We start from the raw sequence: 20,359 nt of genomic DNA on the forward strand, positions 1-20,359 counted from the left end.
GGTCTCGATGCACGTCTGGGCTGGCCATGGCACACAAACAACAACGCAGCGCTTGGTCACAGGGCTGCGGTGTAGGCAAAAAATTCTGGGGTGAAGCAGCAGATAAAACGACGCCGGCTTGCGCCGGCGTCGAATGGGTACTTACACGGTGTGCAAGTACCAGTTGTACTCGAGGTCCGAAATGGAGTTTTCGAACTCGGCGAGTTCACTCTCTTTACAGGCGACGAAGACGTCGATGTATTTCGGGTCGATATAACGGGCCATGATTTCGCTGTCGTCCAACTCGCGCAGCGCATCACGCAGGTTGTTGGGCAGGCTCTGCTCGTTCTGCTCGTAGGAGTTGCCTTCTACCGGTGCGCTTGGCTCGATCTTGTTGGTCAGGCCATGGTGCACGCCAGCCAGTACGGCCGAGAGCAGCAGGTACGGGTTGGCGTCGGCGCCGGCGACACGGTGCTCGATGCGCACGGCATCGCGGGTGTCGTTCGGTACGCGCAGCGCAACGGTACGGTTATCAATGCCCCAGCTCGGCGAGTTCGGCACGTAGAACTGTGCACCGAAACGACGGTAGGAGTTGACGTTAGGGCAGAGGAACGCCATCGAGGCCGGCATGGTTTCCAATACACCGCCAATGGCGTGGCGCAGGGCATCGTTCTGTTCCGGTTCATCGGTGGCAAAGATGTTGTTGCCGTCTTTGTCCAGAATCGAAATATGCACATGCAGACCGTTGCCCGCTTGGTTCGGGTACGGCTTGGCCATGAAGGTGGTGTCCATCTCATGGTCGTAGGCGATGTTTTTCACCAGACGCTTGAGCAGCAGGGCGTAGTCGCACGCCTTGATCGGATCGGCCACATGGTGGAGGTTGACTTCGAATTGCGCCGGAGCACTTTCCTTGACGATGGCGTCAGCAGGAATGCCCTGCTCTTTGGCGCCTTCGAGGATGTCTTGCAGGCATTCGGCGTACTCGTCCAGGTCATCAATCAGATATACCTGGGTAGAGATCGGACGTTTGCCCGACAGCGGCGACAGCGGCGGTTGAGGCCGGCCGTTCACGTTTGCCTGGTCAATCAGATAAAACTCAAGTTCAAACGCGGCGCAAATGGTAAGGCCCAGTTCGTCGAACTTCGCGACCACCTGCCGCAACACTTCACGCGGGTCAGCGAAGAACGGCTCGCCTTCCAGCTCGTGCATGGTCATCAGCAGTTGCGCGGTCGGACGCTTCTGCCAAGGCTCATTGCACAGGGTGTTGGGAATGGGGTAGCAGATACGGTCGGCATCGCCGATATCCAGACCCAGGCCAGTGCTTTCCACTGTCGAGCCGTTGATATCGAGTGCGAATAAAGAAGCCGGGAGGTTGATGCCGCGTTCGTAAACCTTGTGAAGGCTCGCACGCTCGATGCGCTTGCCGCGCACCACACCATTCATATCTGCAATAAGAAGGTCGACGAACAGGACCTCAGGATGTTCCTTAAGGAACGCGTTCGCTTCGTTAAGCTGAACGGCACGCGGGGGTACCGACATGATGCAACACCTTTATTGTTAAAAATATCAATCATTAGACTGATGGGGTGTGAGTCAATCTTAATCGCCTCAACCTGTCAATAGTGCCACATTTTGCCCTGAAACGGGGCGCAGTGGCCATTTTTAGGGCGTTTCAGGGCATCTTAACCCCCTTGGCGCCCTTGTCTGGCGCGGCGCTCAGCGGACCGTGTTAGATTTTTTACATCGCTATTGTGTAAAAAAATGAACAAGGCTAAGCTCCGGTTCAAACCCATAACAGCAATAAAACGGGTGTCCCATGTCGCGCCTGCCGTTAATCGGCGTTACCGCCTGCACCAAGCAGGTCGGCCTCCATCCCTACCATATAGCGGGTGACAAGTACGTTCGGGCAGTGGCCGTCGGCGCAGGTGGCCTGCCATTGATCATTCCTTCGCTGGGCGATGTGCTCGACTTCGATGTCCTGCTCGACAGTCTAGACGGCCTGCTGTTAACCGGCTCGCCCTCCAACGTCGAACCCCACTTATATAACGGCCCGGCCAGTGCGCCCGGCACGTTGCATGACCCTGACCGCGATGCCACCACCCTGCCCCTGATTCGTGCGGCAGTAGAGCGTGGCGTGCCCGTATTTGGCATCTGCCGCGGGTTTCAGGAGCTGAACGTGGCGTTTGGCGGCAGCCTGCACCAAAAGGTTCACGAAACCGGCACCTTCATGGACCACCGCGAGCCGGAAAACGAGCCCGTGGAAGTCCAATATGCACCCAGTCATCCGCTGCACGTGCAGCCGGGTGGCGTTCTCGCCGGCCTCGGCTTGCCGAGCGAGATTCGCGTCAATTCCATTCATGGCCAGGGCGTTGAACGTCTGGCGCCGGGCCTGCGTGTAGAGGCTCTGGCACCTGACGGACTGATCGAGTCGATCTCGGTCGAGGGTGCTTCGAGTTTTGCCCTCGGGGTGCAATGGCACCCGGAATGGCAAGTACGCTCCAACCCCGAATACCTCGCCATCTTCCAGGCATTTGGAGATGCCTGTCGCAAGCGGGCGAGCCAACGCTGAGCTTAGCTATAGAGCTAGGTTTTCAATCCCCCCTGAGGTCTTTATGAGTCCCAAACTCGACCAACTCACTAGTTGGCTGAAAGAGCGCAAGATCACCGAAGTTGAGTGCTTTATTAGTGATCTGAGCGGTATTTCCCGCGGCAAGATTGCACCAACCAACAAGTTCATCGATGAGAAGGGCATGCGCCTCCCTGAGAGCGTGCTGCTGCAGACCGTCACCGGTGACTACGTGGAAGACGACATTTATTACGACCTGCTCGACCCGGCTGACATCGATATGATCTGCCGCCCGGACGAAAATGCCGTGTTCCTCGTACCGTGGGCGATCGAGCCTACAGCCCAGGTGATCCACGACACCTACGACAAGCAAGGCAATCCGATCGAGCTGTCGCCGCGCAACATCCTTAAAAAGGTGCTCAAGCTCTACGCCGAGAAGGGCTGGCAGCCTATCGTCGCGCCGGAGATGGAGTTCTACCTGACCAAGCGCAGCGACGACCCGGATTACCCGTTGCAAGCCCCGATCGGTCGCTCCGGTCGCGCCGAGACTGGCCGCCAGTCGTTCTCCATCGACGCCGCCAACGAATTCGATCCGCTGTTTGAAGACGTGTACGACTGGTGCGAACTGCAAGAACTGGATCTGGACACCCTGATCCACGAAGACGGCACCGCGCAGATGGAAATCAACTTCCGTCACGGCGACGCGCTGCACCTGGCCGACCAGATCATCATCTTCAAGCGCACCATGCGTGAAGCCGCGCTCAAACATAATGTGGCCGCCACCTTTATGGCCAAGCCCATGACCGGTGAGCCTGGCAGCGCGATGCACCTGCACCAGAGCATTATCGACACCGCCACCGGCAAGAGCATCTTCTCCAACGAAGACGGCACCATGAGCCAGCTGTTCCTGCACCACATCGGCGGTCTGCAGAAATACATCCCTGAGCTGTTGCCGCTGTTCGCACCGAACGTCAACTCGTTCCGCCGCTTCCTGCCCGACACCTCGGCGCCGGTAAACGTGGAGTGGGGCGAAGAAAACCGCACCGTAGGCCTGCGTGTTCCAGACGCTTCGCCGCAAAACCGCCGGGTGGAAAACCGCCTGCCGGGCGCCGACGCCAACCCCTACATCGCCATCGCCGCCAGCCTGCTGTGCGGGTACATCGGCATGGTTGAGCAGGTGAACCCGAGCGCACAGGTAAAAGGCCGCGGTTACGAGCGCCGCAACCTGCGTCTGCCGCTGACCATCGAAGACGCTCTGGAGCGCATGGAAAACTCCAAGACTGTGGAGAAGTACCTGGGCAACAAGTTCGTCAGCGGTTACATCGCCGTGAAGCGTGCCGAGCACGAGAACTTCAAGCGGGTAATCAGCTCGTGGGAACGTGAGTTCCTGCTGCTCTCGGTTTAATCAGAGACTCACCAGGCCCGGCACACGCCGGGCTTGTTTGAATTGAGGTTTGCAATGACCAGCCCGATGAAAAATCCACAGACTCGCCAGTGGCAAGCGCTGAGCAACAACCATCACCTGGCACCCTTCAGTGACTATAAACAGCTGAAAGAAGTCGGCCCGCGCATCATTACCCGTGCCGATGGCGTGTACCTGTGGGATAGCGAAGGCAACAAGATTCTCGACGCCATGGCCGGTCTCTGGTGCGTGGCCATCGGCTACGGCCGAGACGAGCTGGCTGACGCCGCCGCCAAGCAGATGAAAGAGTTGCCGTTCTACAACACCTTCTTTATGACCGCGCATCCGCCGGTGCTGGAGCTGGCGAAAACCATCGCCGAGCTGGCGCCACCGCACATGAACCACGTGTTCTTTACCGGTTCGGGTTCCGAAGGTAACGACACCATGCTGCGTATGGTCCGTCATTACTGGCAGGTGAAAGGTAAGCCTGAGAAGAAAGTAATCATCGGCCGTATCAACGGCTATCACGGTTCTACCGTGGCCGGCGCGGCGCTGGGTGGGATGCAAGGCATGCACGAGCAAGCCGGTACCTTGCCGGACATCGTGCATATTCCGCAGCCGTACTGGTTCGGTGAGGGCGGTGACATGAGCCCGGCCGAATTCGGCATCTGGGCGGCCGATCAGTTGGAAAAGAAAATTCTCGAAGTCGGTGAAGACAAGGTTGCGGCCTTTATTGCCGAGCCGATTCAGGGTGCCGGGGGCGTGATCGTTCCGCCAGAAACCTACTGGCCGCGCGTGCGTGAAATTCTGGCCAAGTACGACATTCTGTTCGCTGCTGACGAAGTGATCTGTGGCTTTGGCCGCACCGGTGAGTGGTTCGGTAGCGACTACTACGGCAATACCCCGGACCTGATGACTATCGCCAAGGGCCTGACCTCTGGGTACATCCCCATGGGCGGCCTGATCGTCAGTGACAAGGTGGCAGACGTCATCAATGAAGGCGGCGATTTCAACCACGGCTTCACCTATTCCGGGCATCCGGTGGCGGCGGCTGTGGCGCTGGAAAACCTGCGGATTATTCGCGAGGAAAAAATTCTCGAGAAGGTCCGTGCAGAAACGGCACCGTATTTGCAAAAGCGTTTGCGTGAGCTGGCAGATCACCCTCTGGTGGGTGAAGTGCGCGGTCTTGGCATGCTGGGCGCGATCGAGTTGGTGAAGAACAAAAAGACCCGCGAGCGGTTCGAGGGTAAGGGCGTGGGCATGATCTGCCGCGGCCACTGCTTCAACAACGGTCTGATCATGCGCGCCGTCGGCGACACCATGATCATTGCGCCACCGCTGGTTATCAGCAAAGAAGAAATCGATGAGCTGGTGGAAAAGGCACGCAAGTGTCTGGACCTTACCGCCAGTGCAGTACTCGGTTAAGTCGTAGTGGGCAAGCGCTCTGACACGGGAAAAACTTGAGTCAGAGCGCGCTGAAAAGTTGTAAACCCGCGCTGGTCCTTGCCAGACTGCACGGTGCGTTGGCCAGGCTCACCGAAGGGTGGCCGCCAAGGGGTTGGATGCAATGACCCGAAAGCAAACGCCACTGTTCGGATAACTAAATAAAACAGGAGCTGTACGCATGAAAACATTCGGCAAGTCCTTTCTCGCGTTGTCCTTGTTGGGAGTGATGGTCGGCGCGGTCCAGGCCGATGACAAAGTGCTGCACGTGTACAACTGGTCCGATTACATCGCCCCGGACACCGTTGAAAAGTTCACAAAAGAGACCGGCATTAAAGTCGTCTACGACGTGTACGACAGCAACGAAGTGCTCGAAGCCAAATTGCTGGCCGGCAAATCGGGTTACGACATCGTGGTTCCGTCCAACTCCTTCTTGGCCAAGCAGATCAAAGCCGGCGTTTACCAGCCGCTCGATCGCGCCAAGCTGCCGAACTACAAGAACCTCAACCCCGAGCTGATGAAGACCCTGGAAATCAGCGACCCGGGCAACAAGTTCGCCATTCCTTACCTGTGGGGCACCATCGGTATCGGCTACAACGTCGACAAGGTCAAAGCCATCCTGGGCGACAACGCGCCGGTTGATTCGTGGGACCTGGTGTTCAAGCCAGAGAACATGGCCAAGCTCAAAGAGTGCGGCGTGAGCTTCCTCGATTCGCCAACCGAAATGCTCCCGGCTGCTCTGCACTACCTGGGTTACAAGCCAGATAGCCAAGACCCCAAAGAGCTGGCTGCCGCCGAAGCGCTGTTCCTCAAAGTGCGCCCTTCGACCACCTACTTCCACTCGTCCAAGTACATCTCGGACCTGGCCAACGGCAACATCTGCGTAGCCGTCGGTTACTCGGGTGATATCTACCAGGCTAAATCGCGCGCTGAAGAAGCCAAGAACAAGGTGAATGTTGGCTACAACATTCCGAAAGAAGGCGCTGGCGCTTTCTTCGACACCGTGGCCATTCCGAAAGACGCCGAGAACCCGGAAGGCGCTCTGAAGTTCGTCGACTTCCTGCTCAAGCCGGAAATCATTGCTGAAATCAGTGACGAGGTTTCCTACCCGAACGGCAACTCCGCTGCCACTCCGCTGGTGAGCGAAGCCATCCGTAAAGACCCGGGCATTTACCCAAGCGACGATGTAATGAAAAAGCTGTACGCGTTCCCTGACCTTCCGGCCAAGGTTCAGCGTTTGATGACTCGCTCCTGGACCAAGATCAAGTCCGGCAAGTAATCAGCAAGACACCTCCGGTGGAGCAATCTGCCGGAGGCCCGTCCGGGGCCTGATGGGCTCGCGGTTTCAAGTAGATGTATTGCTCAGTAGTTGAAGTGCCGGGCTCTAAGCAGTTGGCGTTTGCAGTTTTTTGCGCCCTGCAATTGATATTTGGCCTCTGTTTGAAACAGCGCAGAGCACCCAAGCGGTAACCAACTGGCCACGGTTGTTGGCCATAGTGATCTAACAAAAATGAGGATGGACATGTGCGAATTCCCTTCCGCAAAACCCTGATAAGTGCCGTTGCCTTGATGGGCTTCAGCGCCCTGGCTCAGGCCGAACAGACAGTGCATGTCTACAACTGGACCGACTACATCGGCGAAACCACCCTGGCGGACTTCCAGAAAGCCACCGGGATCAAACCGGTCTACGACGTCTTCGACTCCAACGAAACCCTCGAAGGCAAGATGCTCGCTGGCCGCACCGGCTACGACGTTGTAGTGCCCTCGAACAACTTCTTGTCCAAGCAGATCAAGGCCGGCGTGTTCCAGAAACTCGACCGCAGCCAACTGCCCAATTTCAGTAACCTGGATCCCAAGTTGCTCAAGCAACTGGAAAAGAGCGATCCGGGCAATTTGTACGCGGTGCCGTACCTGTGGGGTACCAATGGCATCGGCTACAACGTGGCGAAAATCAAAAAGGTATTGGGCGTCGACCATATCGATTCCTGGGCCATGCTGTTCGAACCCGAGAACATCAAGAAGCTGACCCAGTGCGGCGTCGCTTTCCTCGACTCGCCGGATGAAATGTTCCCGGCCGTGCTGAACTACATGGGCCTGGACCCAAACAGCACCAACCCTGAAGACTACAAAAAGGCCGAAGCCAAACTCCTGGCCGTTCGCCCTTACGTCACCTATTTCCACTCTTCGAAATACATCTCGGACCTGGCCAACGGCGATATTTGCGTCGCGGCAGGTTTCTCCGGCGACGTGTTCCAGGCCGCGGCGCGTGCCAAGGAAGCGGGCAAGGGCATCGAGATTGCCTACTCCATTCCCAAAGAGGGCGGCAACCTGTGGTTCGACATGCTCGCCATTCCGGCCGACGCACCGAACGCCAAAGAAGCCCACGCCTTTATCAATTACCTGCTGGACCCCAAGGTGATCTCGCCGATCAGCGAGTACGTCGGTTACGCCAACCCCAACAGCAAAGCTGATGCGGTGATGGATCAGGAGCTGCGTAACGACCCTGCGGTTTACCCACCGCAAGAGGTCATCGACCGCCTCTACGTGTCCGTGCCGTTGCCACCCAAGCTGCAACGCGTCGAGACCCGTTCCTGGACCAAGATCAAGTCCGGCAAGTAACGATTGATTGAAAGAACAGCGCGCCTTGCGCGAGTAAACCCAGTAATCACCTGATCTTGTCAGGTGACGATGAAAAAAGGCCGGACCGCAGTGGCCCGGCCCTCAAAATAAAGTTGGGAGTTTTGTAATGGCAGTTGCCTCCGGCGCCTACAAGAAAGCCCTCGAGGGCGACCAGAAACCTAAAGAGGTTTTGGTCAAAATCGATCGGGTGACCAAGAAGTTCGACGAGACGATTGCAGTGGACGATGTGTCCCTGACAATCAACAAAGGCGAAATTTTCGCCCTGCTCGGCGGCTCCGGGTCGGGTAAATCCACCTTGCTGCGGATGCTGGCAGGCTTCGAACGCCCAACCGAGGGACGGATTTTCCTCGACGGCCAAGACATCACCGATATGCCGCCCTACGAGCGGCCGATCAACATGATGTTCCAGTCCTATGCGCTGTTCCCGCACATGACCGTGGCGCAGAACATCGCCTTCGGCCTGAAGCAGGACCGCATGTCCAAGACTGAAATCGACGAGCGCGTGGCCGAAATGCTCAAGCTGGTACAGATGAGCCAGTACGCCAAGCGCAAGCCGCACCAGCTTTCCGGTGGTCAGCGTCAGCGTGTGGCCCTGGCCCGTTCGCTGGCCAAGAGCCCGAAACTGCTGCTGCTCGATGAGCCCATGGGCGCCCTGGACAAAAAGCTGCGTTCGCAAATGCAGCTCGAGCTGGTGGAAATCATCGAACGCGTTGGCGTGACCTGCGTCATGGTGACCCACGACCAGGAAGAGGCCATGACCATGGCCGAGCGCATCGCCATCATGCACCTGGGGTGGATCGCGCAGATCGGCAGCCCGATCGACATCTACGAAACCCCTACCAGCCGCATGGTCTGCGAGTTCATCGGTAACGTGAACCTGTTCGACGGCCGTGTGGTTGAAGACATGGAAGGCCACGCCCTGATCGCCAGCCCGGATCTGGAACGTGCCATCTACGTAGGCCACGGCGTGACCACCTCGGTGCAGGACAAGCAGATCACCTACGCCATTCGCCCGGAAAAACTGCTGGTTACCACCGAAATGCCGACCTGCGAATACAACTGGTCGCGCGGCAAGGTGCATGACATCGCCTACCTGGGTGGTCACTCGGTGTTCTACGTGCAACTGCCAAGCGGCAAGATCGTGCAGTCGTTCGTTGCCAACGCTGAACGTCGCGGCGCGCGCCCAACCTGGGGCGACGAAGTGTACGTGTGGTGGGAAGACGATAGCGGGGTCGCGTTGCGCTCATGAAAAGTCGAAAACTAAAAGCGCTGATGCCAACAGGCAGACACGCCGTGATCGGCGTGCCGTTCCTGTGGCTCTTCCTGTTCTTCATGCTGCCGTTCTTCATCGTGTTGAAGATCAGCTTCGCCGAAGCCGACGTGGCCATTCCGCCGTACACCGAGATCTACTCCTTTGTGGAGCAGAAGCTGCAGGTGATCCTCAACCTGGGCAACTACGTGATGCTCAGCGAGGACGAGCTGTATATCTCGGCCTACCTCGGCTCGCTGAAGATGGCCTTTATCAGCACCGTGCTGTGCCTGGTTATCGGTTTCCCCATGGCCTACGGCATCGCCCGCGCCAACAAGGACACCCAGACCGTTCTGCTGCTGCTGATCATGATGCCGACCTGGACCGCCATCCTGATTCGCGTGTATGCGTGGATGGGCATCCTCAGCAACAACGGCTTGCTTAACGCGTTCCTGCTGCACATCGGGGTCATCAGCGAGCCGCTGCAGATCCTCAACACCAACCTGGCGGTGTACATCGGCGTTGTTTACTCGTACCTGCCGTTTATGGTGCTGCCGCTGTTCGCCAACCTGGTGAAGCACGACCTGTCGTTGCTGGAAGCGGGCTCGGACCTGGGTTCGACCAACTTCAACAACTTCTGGAAAATCACCGTACCGCTGGCCAAGAACGGCATCATCGCCGGCTGCATGCTGGTGTTCATTCCGGTAGTGGGCGAGTTCGTGATTCCGGAACTGTTGGGCGGCCCGGAAACCCTGATGATCGGCAAGGTGTTGTGGCAAGAGTTCTTCAACAACCGCGATTGGCCGGTGGCATCTGCCCTGGCGGTAGTGATGTTGGCGATCCTGATTGTGCCCATCATTCTGTTCAACCGTAGCCAAGCCAAAGAACTGGAGGGCAAAGCATGAAGCGCTTCAGTTTCTCAAACGTAATGCTGGTGCTGGGTCTGCTGTTTATCTACATGCCGATGGTGATTCTGGTCATCTACTCGTTCAACGCCTCCAAGCTGGTAACGGTCTGGGGTGGTTGGTCGGTGAAGTGGTATGTGGGCTTGCTGGACAACACCCAACTGATGAACTCGGTCGGCCGCTCGCTGGAAATCGCCTTCTACACCGCGATTTCTGCGGTGATTCTCGGCACCCTGGCAGCGTTCGTACTCACCCGTATCACCCGCTTCAAGGGTCGCACCTTGTTTGGTGGTCTGGTGACTGCGCCGCTGGTAATGCCGGAAGTGATCACCGGTCTGTCGCTGTTGCTGCTGTTCGTGGCCATGGCGCAGATGATCGGCTGGCCGCAAGAGCGTGGCATCTTGACCATCTGGATCGCCCACACCACGTTCTGCGCCTCATACGTGGCGGTGGTGGTGTCGGCGCGCTTGCGTGAGCTGGACATGTCCATCGAAGAAGCGGCCATGGACCTGGGCGCCAAGCCTTGGAAAGTGTTCATGCTGATCACCATCCCGATGATCGCGCCATCGCTGGCAGCCGGCGGCATGATGTCCTTCGCCCTGTCGCTGGACGACCTGGTGCTGGCCAGCTTCGTGTCGGGCCCGGGTTCCACCACCTTGCCGATGGAAGTGTTCTCCGCCGTGCGCCTGGGCGTGAAACCCGAGATCAACGCCGTGGCCAGCCTGATTCTGCTGGTGGTGTCGATCTTCACCTTCCTGGTCTGGTTCTTCAGCCGCAAGGCCGAGAAGCGTCGCCTCAAGGCGATTCAGCAGGCCATGGACGAGACCACCGGGGCGGCCAACCTGGCAGGTCCTGATAGTCGTCGTGATCCATCGCAACAGCACGCTCCGGCGTAATGACGCGGTAAATGGAAAACGCCCTTCGGGGCGTTTTTTTTGCCCATCAACCACCTCCTCTTGTAGGAGCGAGCTTGCTCGCGAAGCGCCCTCCCACGGGCTGCAAAGTTGCGCTAATGCGATCGCCGCGGCCTTCATGGTTTTTTCCGGTAATCCAGATAAAAATTCACCAAGCCGAACACCACAATAACGCCCACCATTAGCAGGCCTATGTCGCTGGAACTCATGCCACTACCCCTCTGTGTACGGAAATTCAGTGCGCCGTGAGCGTCTGCGGCGTCATGCGTTTAAGGGCCAGAACCACCAGCGTGCCGATGCCGGCCATGGCCAACAGGAACAGGGGATAGGAGCACCACCAGGGCAGGCTGCTGGTCATCATGCTGAACTCCGACATGCCGCCAATGCTGGCAATCAGGTTCAATGGCAGAAACACCACATTGATCAGGGTTAACTTGCGCAACAACGTGTTCATGCTGTTGTTCATCAAGTTGCCGCGCGCATCTATCAAACCGGAAAACACCGTTGAATAAATTTCTGCCTGTTTTAAACATTGGTTGTTTTCAATAATCAGGTCATCAATACGCGCAAGGGCCGCACTGCCAAAGTGTTGTTGTTCGGCATGATTGCGCAGGCGGGTTAATACCGCGCCGTTACTGTGAATGGCATTGATGTAATAAATCAGGCTTTCGCTGAGATTGAACATTTGCGCCAAATGCTTGTTTTCCATCGACGCGTTGAACTTGCTTTGTAATTCGCGGGCAACCAGCTTGATAACTTTCAGGTGGCCAAGATAGTGGTGAATATTGTTGAACAGCACGTCCAGCAATACATCCAGCGGTGTGTCCAGGGGTTGGCGTGTACCCACCCCCAGCAACGGCTGTTCGTCGGCGGCAATCACCAACAAGCGCTGGGTGCAGAACAGCAGGCCGAATGAGGCCACTTCGAAGGAAAATCGCTCGCCGCCGCAGTAGTTTTCCGGGCTCTTCCACACCAGAAACAAATAATCGGGGTGGAACTCGATCCGTGACACCTCATCCGGGTCCAGGGCCGAGGCCAGTGCGTGTTCGTCGAGCTTGTAATCGCACAGCAGCAGATCGCGCTCGGCGATATCCGGGTTGCTGAACAGCAATACCTCGGCGTTAAGGTGGGTCACCGGTACCAGCGCCCTGTGGGCAAGGCGAAAACTCTTGATCACGTACAACCCTCCCTGATCACCGGGTTACCAGGCTTGGCCACGGCGCTTGAGTTCCAGGCGGCGAATAAATTCTTCGAGCACCAGGCCATACAGGTCGTCCTGCAGGTAAGCGTCTTCGATGCCGGCGTCGAGGTTGGGGTTGTCGTTCACCTCGATGACCACCACCTTGTCACCGGCCTGCTTGAGGTCCACGCCGTACAGGCCGTCGCCGATCAGGTTGGCGGTGCGTACGGCCAGGTCCACCACGGCCCTTGGCGCTTCGTGCACCGCCAGGGTCCGGCATTCGCCATTGATATCCTGGCCCTTGGCCTTGTGGTTGTAGATCTGCCAGTGGCCCTTGGACATAAAGTACTGACAGGCATAAATCGGCTTGCGGTTGAGAACGCCAATGCGCCAGTCGTACTCGGTGTAGAAAAACTCCTGGGCCAGCAGCAGCACCGAGTGTTCGAACAACTGAGCGGTGGCCTCCAGCAATGCCTGCTGGTCTTGAACCTTGATCACGCCCCTGGAAAAACAGCCGTCGGGAATCTTCAGCACCAGTGGAAAGCCCAGGCGCTCGGCCACCTGCTCAAGCTCCTGGGGGCGGTCCTTGTATAGAATCTCGGTGGCCGGCATTCCCAAGTGGTGGCTTTTGAGCAGGTCGGTGAGATAGACCTTGTTGGTGCAGCGCAGGATCGACGCGGGATCATCCATCACCACCAGGCCCTCGCTTTCGGCCTTTTTGGCAAAGCGGTAGGTATGGTTGTCCAGGCTGGTGGTTTCACGAATCAGCAGGGCGTCGTACTCGGCCAGGCGCGAGTAGTCTTTCTTTTCGATCAGCTCCACATCGATACCCAGCCCCTTGCCCACGCGGATAAAGCTTTCCAGTGCCTTGGCATTGGACGGCGGCAGGCTTTCGGCCGGGTCATGCAGAATGGCCATGTCATAGCGCGCCAGGCGCCGCGAACGGGGCATCCGCCACACCTTGCGGCTGAACGCGTCCAGGGAGTTGGCGAACTGGTGCTCCTGGTCGTCGCGCAGCTTGGGCAAGGCGCCTGCCTTGATGCCGTCGATATGCCAGCCGTTGGCGTTGCGAAACTCCACCAGCAGAATCGGGCAGGGGAATACATCGAATATCTGCCGCGCCAGATCCTGTAACGGCTCCAGCTCGGTCTTGCCGAAGTACAGGCTCAGGGTGAAGCCTTCGGTATGGCCATAGGGGTGGTTGGCGAGCGCCTTTTCCAGGGTCTTGTCCAGATCATCCAAGGCCAGCCCATACAGGGCTTTGCGGGTAAGTTCGCTGATGGTGCGCACCGAAGGCAGCACGCGATGGCCACGGGCTTCGGCCAACAGCGAACAGTAGTAACCATGGCCCAGGTATTTATAACTGCGGCACAGGTTAATAACTTGCACCCGTTTACCACCTTCCACTTCGCAAGAGTGTTCCAGGTATTCCTGCGCGGTCATTACATCTTCATAGGGCAAATAGGAGGCCCAGTCTTCCTTGCGTTCAACAATAATAATGAACTGACTGGAACTTCGAGTTGTATCCGTTAAATAACTGGGCTTAGAGTAAGACGTGGCTGTTGAAGGAGTGGCCGTGGTTGGCAAGTTACCTTGTACCGCTGACATGAGAGTGGGTCCGTTGGAGAACAAGTCCTTTTCTATTAAGCACGATGTTTTAGAAAAGTCTCCTTTCGTTACGCAACTTTTACGGCGGTTATATGGAATACGTATTTCGCTTTGCCAATCCGGGCGACCTGGCTGGATTGATCGAGTTGGAGAGCCAATGCTTTAGCCACGATCGACTGTCAGCCCGCAGTTTTCAGTGGATGCTCAGCCGCGCCCACGCGTGCCTGCTGGTGGCCGAAGCCGGCGGCACTCTGCGCGGCTATGCCTTGTTGTTGTTTCACCGCGGCACCTCACTGGCGCGGCTTTACTCCTTGGCCATCGCGCCGTCCGCGCGCGGCCACGGGGTCGGCGCCTTGTTGCTGGCAAGCGCCGAAAAGCAAGCGCTGGCGCACGACTGCGCCTATGTGCGCCTGGAGGTACGCACCGACAACCGCGCTGCCATCGCCCTGTACGAGCGCAGCGGCTATAGGCAGTTTGCGGTGCTCAATGATTATTACCAAGACCATGGCAATGCGCTGCGCCTGGAAAAACGTATTGCCCAGCATCGCGCCACCGGCGCCCGTCAGGTGCCGTATTACCAGCAAACCACTGACTTTACCTGTGGCCCGGCCTGCCTGTTAATGGCGATGGCCGCCCTGCAACCGCAGCGTAAAGTCGAACGCCGTGAGGAAATCCAGCTGTGGCGCGAAGCGACTACCGTATTCATGACCGCCGGGCATGGTGGGTGCAGCCCGCAGGGATTGGCGCTGGCGGCGTGGCGGCGGGGGTTTCACGTGTGCTTGCAGGTAAGCGTGGAGGGCCCGCTTTTCCTTAACGGCGTTCGCAGTGAGCACAAGAAGGCGTTGATGCGCCTGGTGCACGATGAGTTCTGCGAGCAACTGCGCCACAGCGATATCGAGCAGGTGCGCGCCCACCCGTTCAACCTGGCCAAGGTATTGAGCGATGGCGGTCAGCCTGTGGTGCTGATCAGCAGCTATCGCCTGACCCATTCCAAAGCGCCGCACTGGGTGATTGTCACCGACTGCGACGAGGATTTTGTGTACCTGCACGACCCCGATATCGATCACAGCCAGCACCGCTCGGCCCTGGACTGCCAACATATGCCCGTGAGCCACGCCGACTTTCAGCGCATGTGCTGTTTTGGCGCGAGCAAGCTGCGAGCCTCGGTAATTATTTATCGGCGTGCGGCGTAGGCGCGGCCTCGCTGCGCGGCGCTAACCTGGGGTGGGTTTGTGGCTAGCGGGCGCCTTGTCGGTTGCGATGCGCTTGAGCCTTTTGGTGCCCGTAAAAAAGCCCCGCATCGGCGGGGCTTTTTTACTCAGGCAACCTTACTTAACCGGTACCAACTTCAGCGTGCCTTTGGTATTGGCTGCCACTTCCGACTCCTCAAAATGCTGGGGCACATACCCGCCCGTTACATAGGTTTGCGCCTGGTCGGAGTAGTGCGCGTCAAACGGCACACCACTCTGGCCAACCGGGTTGATACCCAGGCTGTGGGCCGGGTCGGCGAAGTCGATCAGGCGGCGAGTGGACGGGCCGTAGATCACGCCCCAGGGTGCCGGGCCAACAGGTGCACTGAGGTTGTTCGGCACTTCATGGCTACCTGGCGCGGCGAATGGGCCGACGTTGAAAATCTTGTCCAACGGCTTCTGCGAACCGAGCGGGTGGCCGTGGGTCAGGGTGTGCAGCGTGCCCCATTTCCAGGTTTTCGGGTCGTCGCCGGCCGTGGCTTTCAAGTGCGCGATACTGGCCTGCCAGGCGGCTTTGACCGTATCGGCGCGGGTTTCCTTGGCTGGCGTATTGCGGTTGTCCCACCACGGCGAGTCGCCGTCGGCGGCCAGCAGCGGCAGCGCGACGTCGAAGGAGCGGGTGGCGATCAGGTTGTTGAAAAAGGCGTCACCCAGCTCGTCGCGCATGGCGCTGTCGGCCAGTTGGTAGATGAGCTGGTTGAAGATCGAGGCGCTTACCGAGTCCAGCGAATAGTCGCCTTTCCAGGTGCTCAACTGTTCCAGCAGGGCCAGCTCCTGTGGGTCGGTTACCACGGTGCGCAGCACGGGAATCAGCGGCTTGAGCACGCGCTTGCTGTAGTCGGTGGCGGTGTCGAGTTGCAACGCCTGGCTGTTTTCCAGGTTCCACTTCACGCTGTTGTCGGCCAGGTGCGAGTTGATGCGCGCCCCCCGGTCGGCCAGGTTGTAATAGCCCGGCACTTCCATGCCGGTAGGCGATACCGGCTGGAAGTTGGCCGACACGATATAGCCGCGTGCCGGGTTTTCTTCCTGCGGGTTGGCGCTAAAGGGGTAGAAGCCGTTCTTGTCGGCGTCGTGGGTGCTGCCGTCGAGGATAAAGGTCGGGTTCACACCTTCAGGGCGAATCGGCAGCTGCGCCGCGGCCCACCAGCCGATATCGCCTTTGGCATTGGCCCACACCAAGTTTAGCCCTGGGCTTTGGATCTTGGCCCCGGCGCTGCGCATTTTTTCGATAGTGTTGGCGCGGTTCAGCTCGTAGAACCCTTGCAGAATCGGGTTCTCGGTTTCCAGAAAGGCCCACCACATGGCAATCGGGGTTTTGCCGGCCGCAGCGCCCAGGGCGTCGTTGATGATCGGGCCGTGGGGCGACTGGCGCAGAGTCAGTTTCACTGATGCCGCGTCTTTGACCTTGATCTCTTCTTCGCGGGTTTGCAGCGTCACCCACTGGCCATTGGACCAGACCTGCTCAGGGTTATCCGGGTTGACCTTTTCGGCGACCAGATCGATGTCGTCGTTCTGGAACATGGTCAGGCTCCAGCCAAAGTCCATGTTGTGGCCGAGGGAGGCGAATGGGTTGAGCGCCTGATGATGGCCATACAACTCGAAGCCCGGCGCCGACAATTGCGCCTCGTACCACACCGCCGGCACGGCGAAGCGGATATGCGGGTCGCCGGCCAGCAGCGGTTTGCCGCCCTCGGTGCGGCTGCCGGAAATGGTCCAGGCGTTGCTGCCTTCGAACTGCGGCAGGCCGGCCTCCACCAGCGCGTCGTGGCTGATGCGGGCGATGGCGCTGAGGTCTTTCCAGTCGTTGCTGGCCAGGGCGGCCTGGCCGATGGCGCCTTGCGGCTTCCAGTTCAGGTCAAAAATCTTCAGGTAGTCGGCGCCCAGCTCGTCACGCACATAGGTCATCACCGGCTCGGTGCGGAACGCGGCGGCGAAGCTGTAGGCCATATAGCCGGCGACGCTCAGGGTGTCTTCGGCGGTAAAGGGGCGCGGCTTGATGCCCAGGAGGTCGAATTCGACGGGTTTTGGATGGCTGTCCTGGAACTGGTTGACGCCATCCAGATAGGCCTCCAGCGCCTTGTAGGCCGGCGACTGATGATCGAGTTTGGGCACGTACTCATCGGCGTGTTCGCGGATGCGCAGGGTGCGGAACAGGCGGTCGGTGTCCACCAGTTTGGCGCCCAGCACTTCGGCCAGTTCGCCGCGGGCCAGACGGCGCAGCATTTCCATCTGGAACAGGCGGTCCTGGGCCTGCACATACCCCAGTGCGCGGTACATGTCTGCCTCGTTCTGCGCCTTGATATGCGGCACGCCGCGTTCGTCGTAACGCACACTGACGGCGCCGTCCAGGTGGGCCAGTTGTACCTGGCCATCGCGCATCGGCTGTTTGCTGTGGATATACCAGGTGGCGCCTGCGGCAACGGCGGCTACCACCACGGCAAGGGCGGTCAAGGTGCGTTTCATCGATGTGTCCTTATTGTTATGGCGCGGCACTGTTGTTATGGCGCAGCAGTATTGCTATGCCGCAGCGCTACGGCTGGGGCGCGCGAACCGCATTTTGCGCATCGGCGTCAGTCGCCGGCATTGACCAGCGGTCGCAATGGTGAAAGTCTCCGGTCAATCCCCTTTTCTGCCAAGCCGCCCCCATGTCTACCGCCAGTGCCGTGCTCACCCATTCGCCCACCATGCGCCGCCTGCTCTATGAAGGCTTGCTGAGCCTGGGTTGGGACCCCACGGACACCTACCGTCGCGCCTACCAGGGCGTACCGCTGTTGCCGCCGACGATTTCTGGCCGCGAAGAACACGACAACGCGCCGCTATTCTGGGAAGCGCTGCAAGACCTGACGGGCGATTGCGATATCGGCCTGCACCTGGCCGAAGTGATGAAGCCCCGGCCGCTGGATGTGGTGAGTTACCTGCTGCTGGCCAGCCGCGACCTTCGCGAAGCGCTGCAGTGCTTTGTGCGCTATCAGCACATTCTTTCCGGTGGCTTTGCCGCTTACCTGGACGAGCAAGGCGACAGCGTGCGGCTGGTGCTGGACCTCAACTACCGGGGTTTTGGTTCGCTGCGCCAGCAGATCGAGTGCCTGGCGCTGCTGCTGATCAACATGCTCGGTAGCGTCACCGACCAGGAGTTTCAGGTGCAGGGGGTGGATTTTCGTCACCCCGCGCCACGCCGCCTGAGTGAGCACAAACGCCTGTTCGGCCTGACGCCACGCTTCGCCCAGGCCCATGACGCGTTGGTGTTTTCCAGCAGCCTGCTCAACCGCCCTTCGCGCAGCGCCCACCCAAGGCTGTTTACCTTGCTTAGCCAGCAAGCCGAGCTGGAGTTGCAGGAGCTGGGCGAAGATCAGCTGCTTAACCGCGTGCGCTATTGGCTGCAAGGCCACCTGGGCCAGGCCACCTGCACGCTGGTGGGCTGCGCTGACGCGCTGCATATGAACGCCGGCGCTCTGCAACGTGCTCTGGCGGCACAGAGCAGCAGTTTTCGCGTATTGCATGAGGAGGTGCGACGCCTGCACGCCAGCCAGTTACTGGAGGCCGGCCAGCCGATTCGCGAGGTGGCGCGGGCGTGCGGGTTTGCCGAGTTGTCGCCGTTTTACCGCGCTTTTCGCCGTTGGCAGGGCATGACGCCGCAGGCTTATCAGCTCAAGGCGCAGGCATTGGCGCAGCGGGTTCAGGCGCTGACCTGAAAGCGCTGGCTTAGGCGATTGAGCCGCTCGGCCAGTTGCCGCAGGCGCTGACCGTTACTGTCCAGCGCGGCGGCATCGCCGACATTCTGCTGGGCCACCTGCTGCACGCTGCTCAGGTGCTCGCTCACCTCGTTGCTGACTTCCACCTGCAGGTGGGTGGCGCTGGCGATGGACTGATTAAGGCGCGTGATGGCGCCGATGTCCTGTGCGACCGCGCTGAGCAGGTCGGCGGCGCTCTGGCTGTCCGTGACGCAGCGCTGCACGCTGGTCTGGCTTTCGTGCATGGCGGTAGCGGCCTGGCGACTGCTGTGTTGCAGGCGGGCGATGATGTCCTGGATTTCGGCGGTGGACAGCGCGGTTTTCTGCGCCAGGTTGCGCACTTCATCGGCCACCACGGCAAAGCCCCGCCCCTGATCACCGGCCCGCGCCGCTTCAATGGCGGCATTGAGTGCCAGCAGGTTGGTTTGCTCGGCAATGCTGCGGATCACCTCCAGCACCCGGCCGATCTGCTCGGACTGGCTGGCCAGTGATTGCACCTCGCGGTCGGTGCCGACGATATGTTCGGCCAATTTTTCGATTTCTTCGCGCACCTGGATAACCGAGCGGTTGCCGGCGCTGGCCTGCTGGTTGGCCGTCTCGGCGGAATGGGCGGCCTGGTCGGCATGTGCGGCCACTTCATCGATGGCCCTGCTCATCTGCTGCATGGCCTGGCTCATGTAGTTGACCTCTGCCTCCTGACGCTGCGCCCCGTCGCGCAGCTTGCCGGTGGCCTGGCCCAGTTGCTGGCCCATCTCGGTGAGGCCCTGGGTGTCGACGATCACGGCGCTGACCAGTTCGTCGAGCAATTCGAGAAAGTGATTGAAGCGCACGGCGGTGTCGCCGGAAGCCGGGCTGCGGTAGCGCAGATCAATGCCATCGTCGCGTTGAGTCAGGTGCGCGGCGGTGGTCATCAGGGCGAGGTTTTCCTGGGCGTCCACATAGGTTTGCTGGGCCAGGTAGATAAGGATGGCGCTTTCCAGCACCACGTAAAACGCGTGGAGGAAAATCCGTGGCCAGGTGCCCTGCGGGATCACCGCCACATCGATGCCCTGGCTTTGCATGGCAAAGAAGGCCAGGTGGTGCACGGCAATCACGGCGGCGGCTACTACAATCGGCAGCCAGTCGCGGTAGTACACCAGAAAGGCGAGCAGCACGAAGATGCCGAAGTGCATTTCCAGCAGGCCGTTGCTCACGTTCACATGCAGCGCCGACATCACCATAAACGCCGCGCCCATGCAGCAGCGCAGCAGGCGGCGGCCCGGTATCAGCAGGTGCATGGTCGTCATCACCGCCACCGTGAGGCCGCCCACCACCAGCGCCTGGCCCCAGGAGCCATGCCAGCCGGCAAGGCCCAGGGCCCAGAAAAACATCAGCCACAACACGGCGAGCATGATGCGGTCGGCTTTGCGGTAATGAGCATCGAGCGTAAACAGCGGGGTAGTCACAGGCAGACCTCAGGCAAGGCCCAGCGCCATCAAGGCGTATGAACGCA

At 59.3% G+C, this 20,359-nt stretch carries 15 protein-coding genes; 10 read left to right on the forward strand and 5 right to left on the reverse strand.

The features are described 5' to 3' along the window. Positions 1-141: 141 nt before the first annotated feature. Positions 142-1,518 carry a glutamine synthetase family protein gene (locus PKE98_RS02190; RefSeq protein WP_271193631.1) on the reverse strand — a complete coding sequence of 459 codons (1,377 nt, stop codon included), beginning with the start codon at positions 1,516-1,518 and terminating at the stop codon, positions 142-144. A 277-nt stretch (positions 1,519-1,795) separates the two neighbouring features. Between PKE98_RS02190 and PKE98_RS02195 the strand changes: the two genes are divergently transcribed. The 8 genes from PKE98_RS02195 (at position 1,796) to PKE98_RS02230 (ending at position 11,080) form a co-directional block, all read left to right on the forward strand. Beyond that, a complete protein-coding gene (locus tag PKE98_RS02195) occupies positions 1,796-2,548 on the forward strand; it encodes a gamma-glutamyl-gamma-aminobutyrate hydrolase family protein (protein ID WP_271193632.1) in 753 nt (250 codons plus the stop codon). Between the two features lie 43 nt (positions 2,549-2,591). Then, on the forward strand, positions 2,592-3,950 hold the full coding sequence (locus PKE98_RS02200; RefSeq protein WP_271193633.1) for a glutamine synthetase family protein: 1,359 nt from the start codon (positions 2,592-2,594) through the stop codon (positions 3,948-3,950). 54 nt (positions 3,951-4,004) lie between these two features. After that, positions 4,005-5,372: an aspartate aminotransferase family protein gene (locus PKE98_RS02205; RefSeq protein ID WP_271193634.1), complete on the forward strand. Its 1,368-nt coding sequence runs from the start codon at positions 4,005-4,007 to the stop codon at positions 5,370-5,372. A gap of 199 nt (positions 5,373-5,571) precedes the next feature. Further along, positions 5,572-6,669, forward strand: a complete 1,098-nt coding sequence (locus PKE98_RS02210) for an extracellular solute-binding protein (protein WP_271193635.1) — start codon at positions 5,572-5,574, stop codon at positions 6,667-6,669. A gap of 290 nt (positions 6,670-6,959) precedes the next feature. After that, positions 6,960-8,009: a polyamine ABC transporter substrate-binding protein gene (locus PKE98_RS02215; protein ID WP_271193939.1), complete on the forward strand. Its 1,050-nt coding sequence runs from the start codon at positions 6,960-6,962 to the stop codon at positions 8,007-8,009. Positions 8,010-8,136: 127 nt separating this feature from the next. After that, positions 8,137-9,279 carry a polyamine ABC transporter ATP-binding protein gene (potA, locus tag PKE98_RS02220; RefSeq protein WP_271193636.1) on the forward strand — a complete coding sequence of 381 codons (1,143 nt, stop codon included), beginning with the start codon at positions 8,137-8,139 and terminating at the stop codon, positions 9,277-9,279. 23 nt (positions 9,280-9,302) lie between these two features. Then, the gene (locus PKE98_RS02225; RefSeq protein WP_271193637.1) at positions 9,303-10,184 is read left to right on the forward strand and encodes an ABC transporter permease subunit; all 882 of its coding nucleotides are present in this window, start codon (positions 9,303-9,305) and stop codon (positions 10,182-10,184) included. Next, positions 10,181-11,080: an ABC transporter permease subunit gene (locus tag PKE98_RS02230; RefSeq protein ID WP_271193638.1), complete on the forward strand. Its 900-nt coding sequence runs from the start codon at positions 10,181-10,183 to the stop codon at positions 11,078-11,080. Before PKE98_RS02225 ends, PKE98_RS02230 begins: the two co-directional genes overlap by 4 nt. A 253-nt stretch (positions 11,081-11,333) precedes the next feature. Here the strand turns inward: PKE98_RS02230 and PKE98_RS02235 are convergent, their stop codons facing one another. After that, positions 11,334-12,275, reverse strand: coding sequence for a magnesium transporter CorA family protein (locus PKE98_RS02235; RefSeq protein WP_271193639.1), 942 nt, complete (start codon positions 12,273-12,275; stop codon positions 11,334-11,336). A gap of 24 nt (positions 12,276-12,299) precedes the next feature. Next, on the reverse strand, positions 12,300-13,886 hold the full coding sequence (locus tag PKE98_RS02240) for a RimK family ATP-grasp domain-containing protein (protein WP_271193640.1): 1,587 nt from the start codon (positions 13,884-13,886) through the stop codon (positions 12,300-12,302). Between the two features lie 92 nt (positions 13,887-13,978). Here PKE98_RS02240 and PKE98_RS02245 point away from each other — a divergent pair, with 92 nt between their 5' ends. Next, entirely contained in the window at positions 13,979-15,079 is a 1,101-nt protein-coding gene (locus PKE98_RS02245; RefSeq protein WP_271193641.1) for a peptidase C39 family protein, read from the forward strand. Between the two features lie 135 nt (positions 15,080-15,214). On the opposite strand, the gene PKE98_RS02250 is transcribed toward PKE98_RS02245, so the two are convergent. After that, complete coding sequence (locus PKE98_RS02250; protein ID WP_271193642.1) at positions 15,215-17,599, reverse strand: penicillin acylase family protein; 2,385 nt, start codon at positions 17,597-17,599, stop codon at positions 15,215-15,217. 182 nt (positions 17,600-17,781) lie between these two features. On the opposite strand from PKE98_RS02250, the gene PKE98_RS02255 reads away from it, so the two are divergent. Beyond that, the gene (locus PKE98_RS02255) at positions 17,782-18,828 is read left to right on the forward strand and encodes an AraC family transcriptional regulator (protein WP_271193643.1); all 1,047 of its coding nucleotides are present in this window, start codon (positions 17,782-17,784) and stop codon (positions 18,826-18,828) included. Here the strand turns inward: PKE98_RS02255 and PKE98_RS02260 are convergent. Beyond that, entirely contained in the window at positions 18,813-20,312 is a 1,500-nt protein-coding gene (locus PKE98_RS02260) for a methyl-accepting chemotaxis protein (RefSeq protein ID WP_271193644.1), read from the reverse strand. The genes PKE98_RS02255 and PKE98_RS02260 overlap by 16 nt on opposite strands. Positions 20,313-20,359 lie beyond the last annotated feature (47 nt).

This window comes from Pseudomonas turukhanskensis, from assembly GCF_027922365.1.
GTDB classification, from domain to species: Bacteria; Pseudomonadota; Gammaproteobacteria; order Pseudomonadales; family Pseudomonadaceae; genus Aquipseudomonas; species Aquipseudomonas turukhanskensis.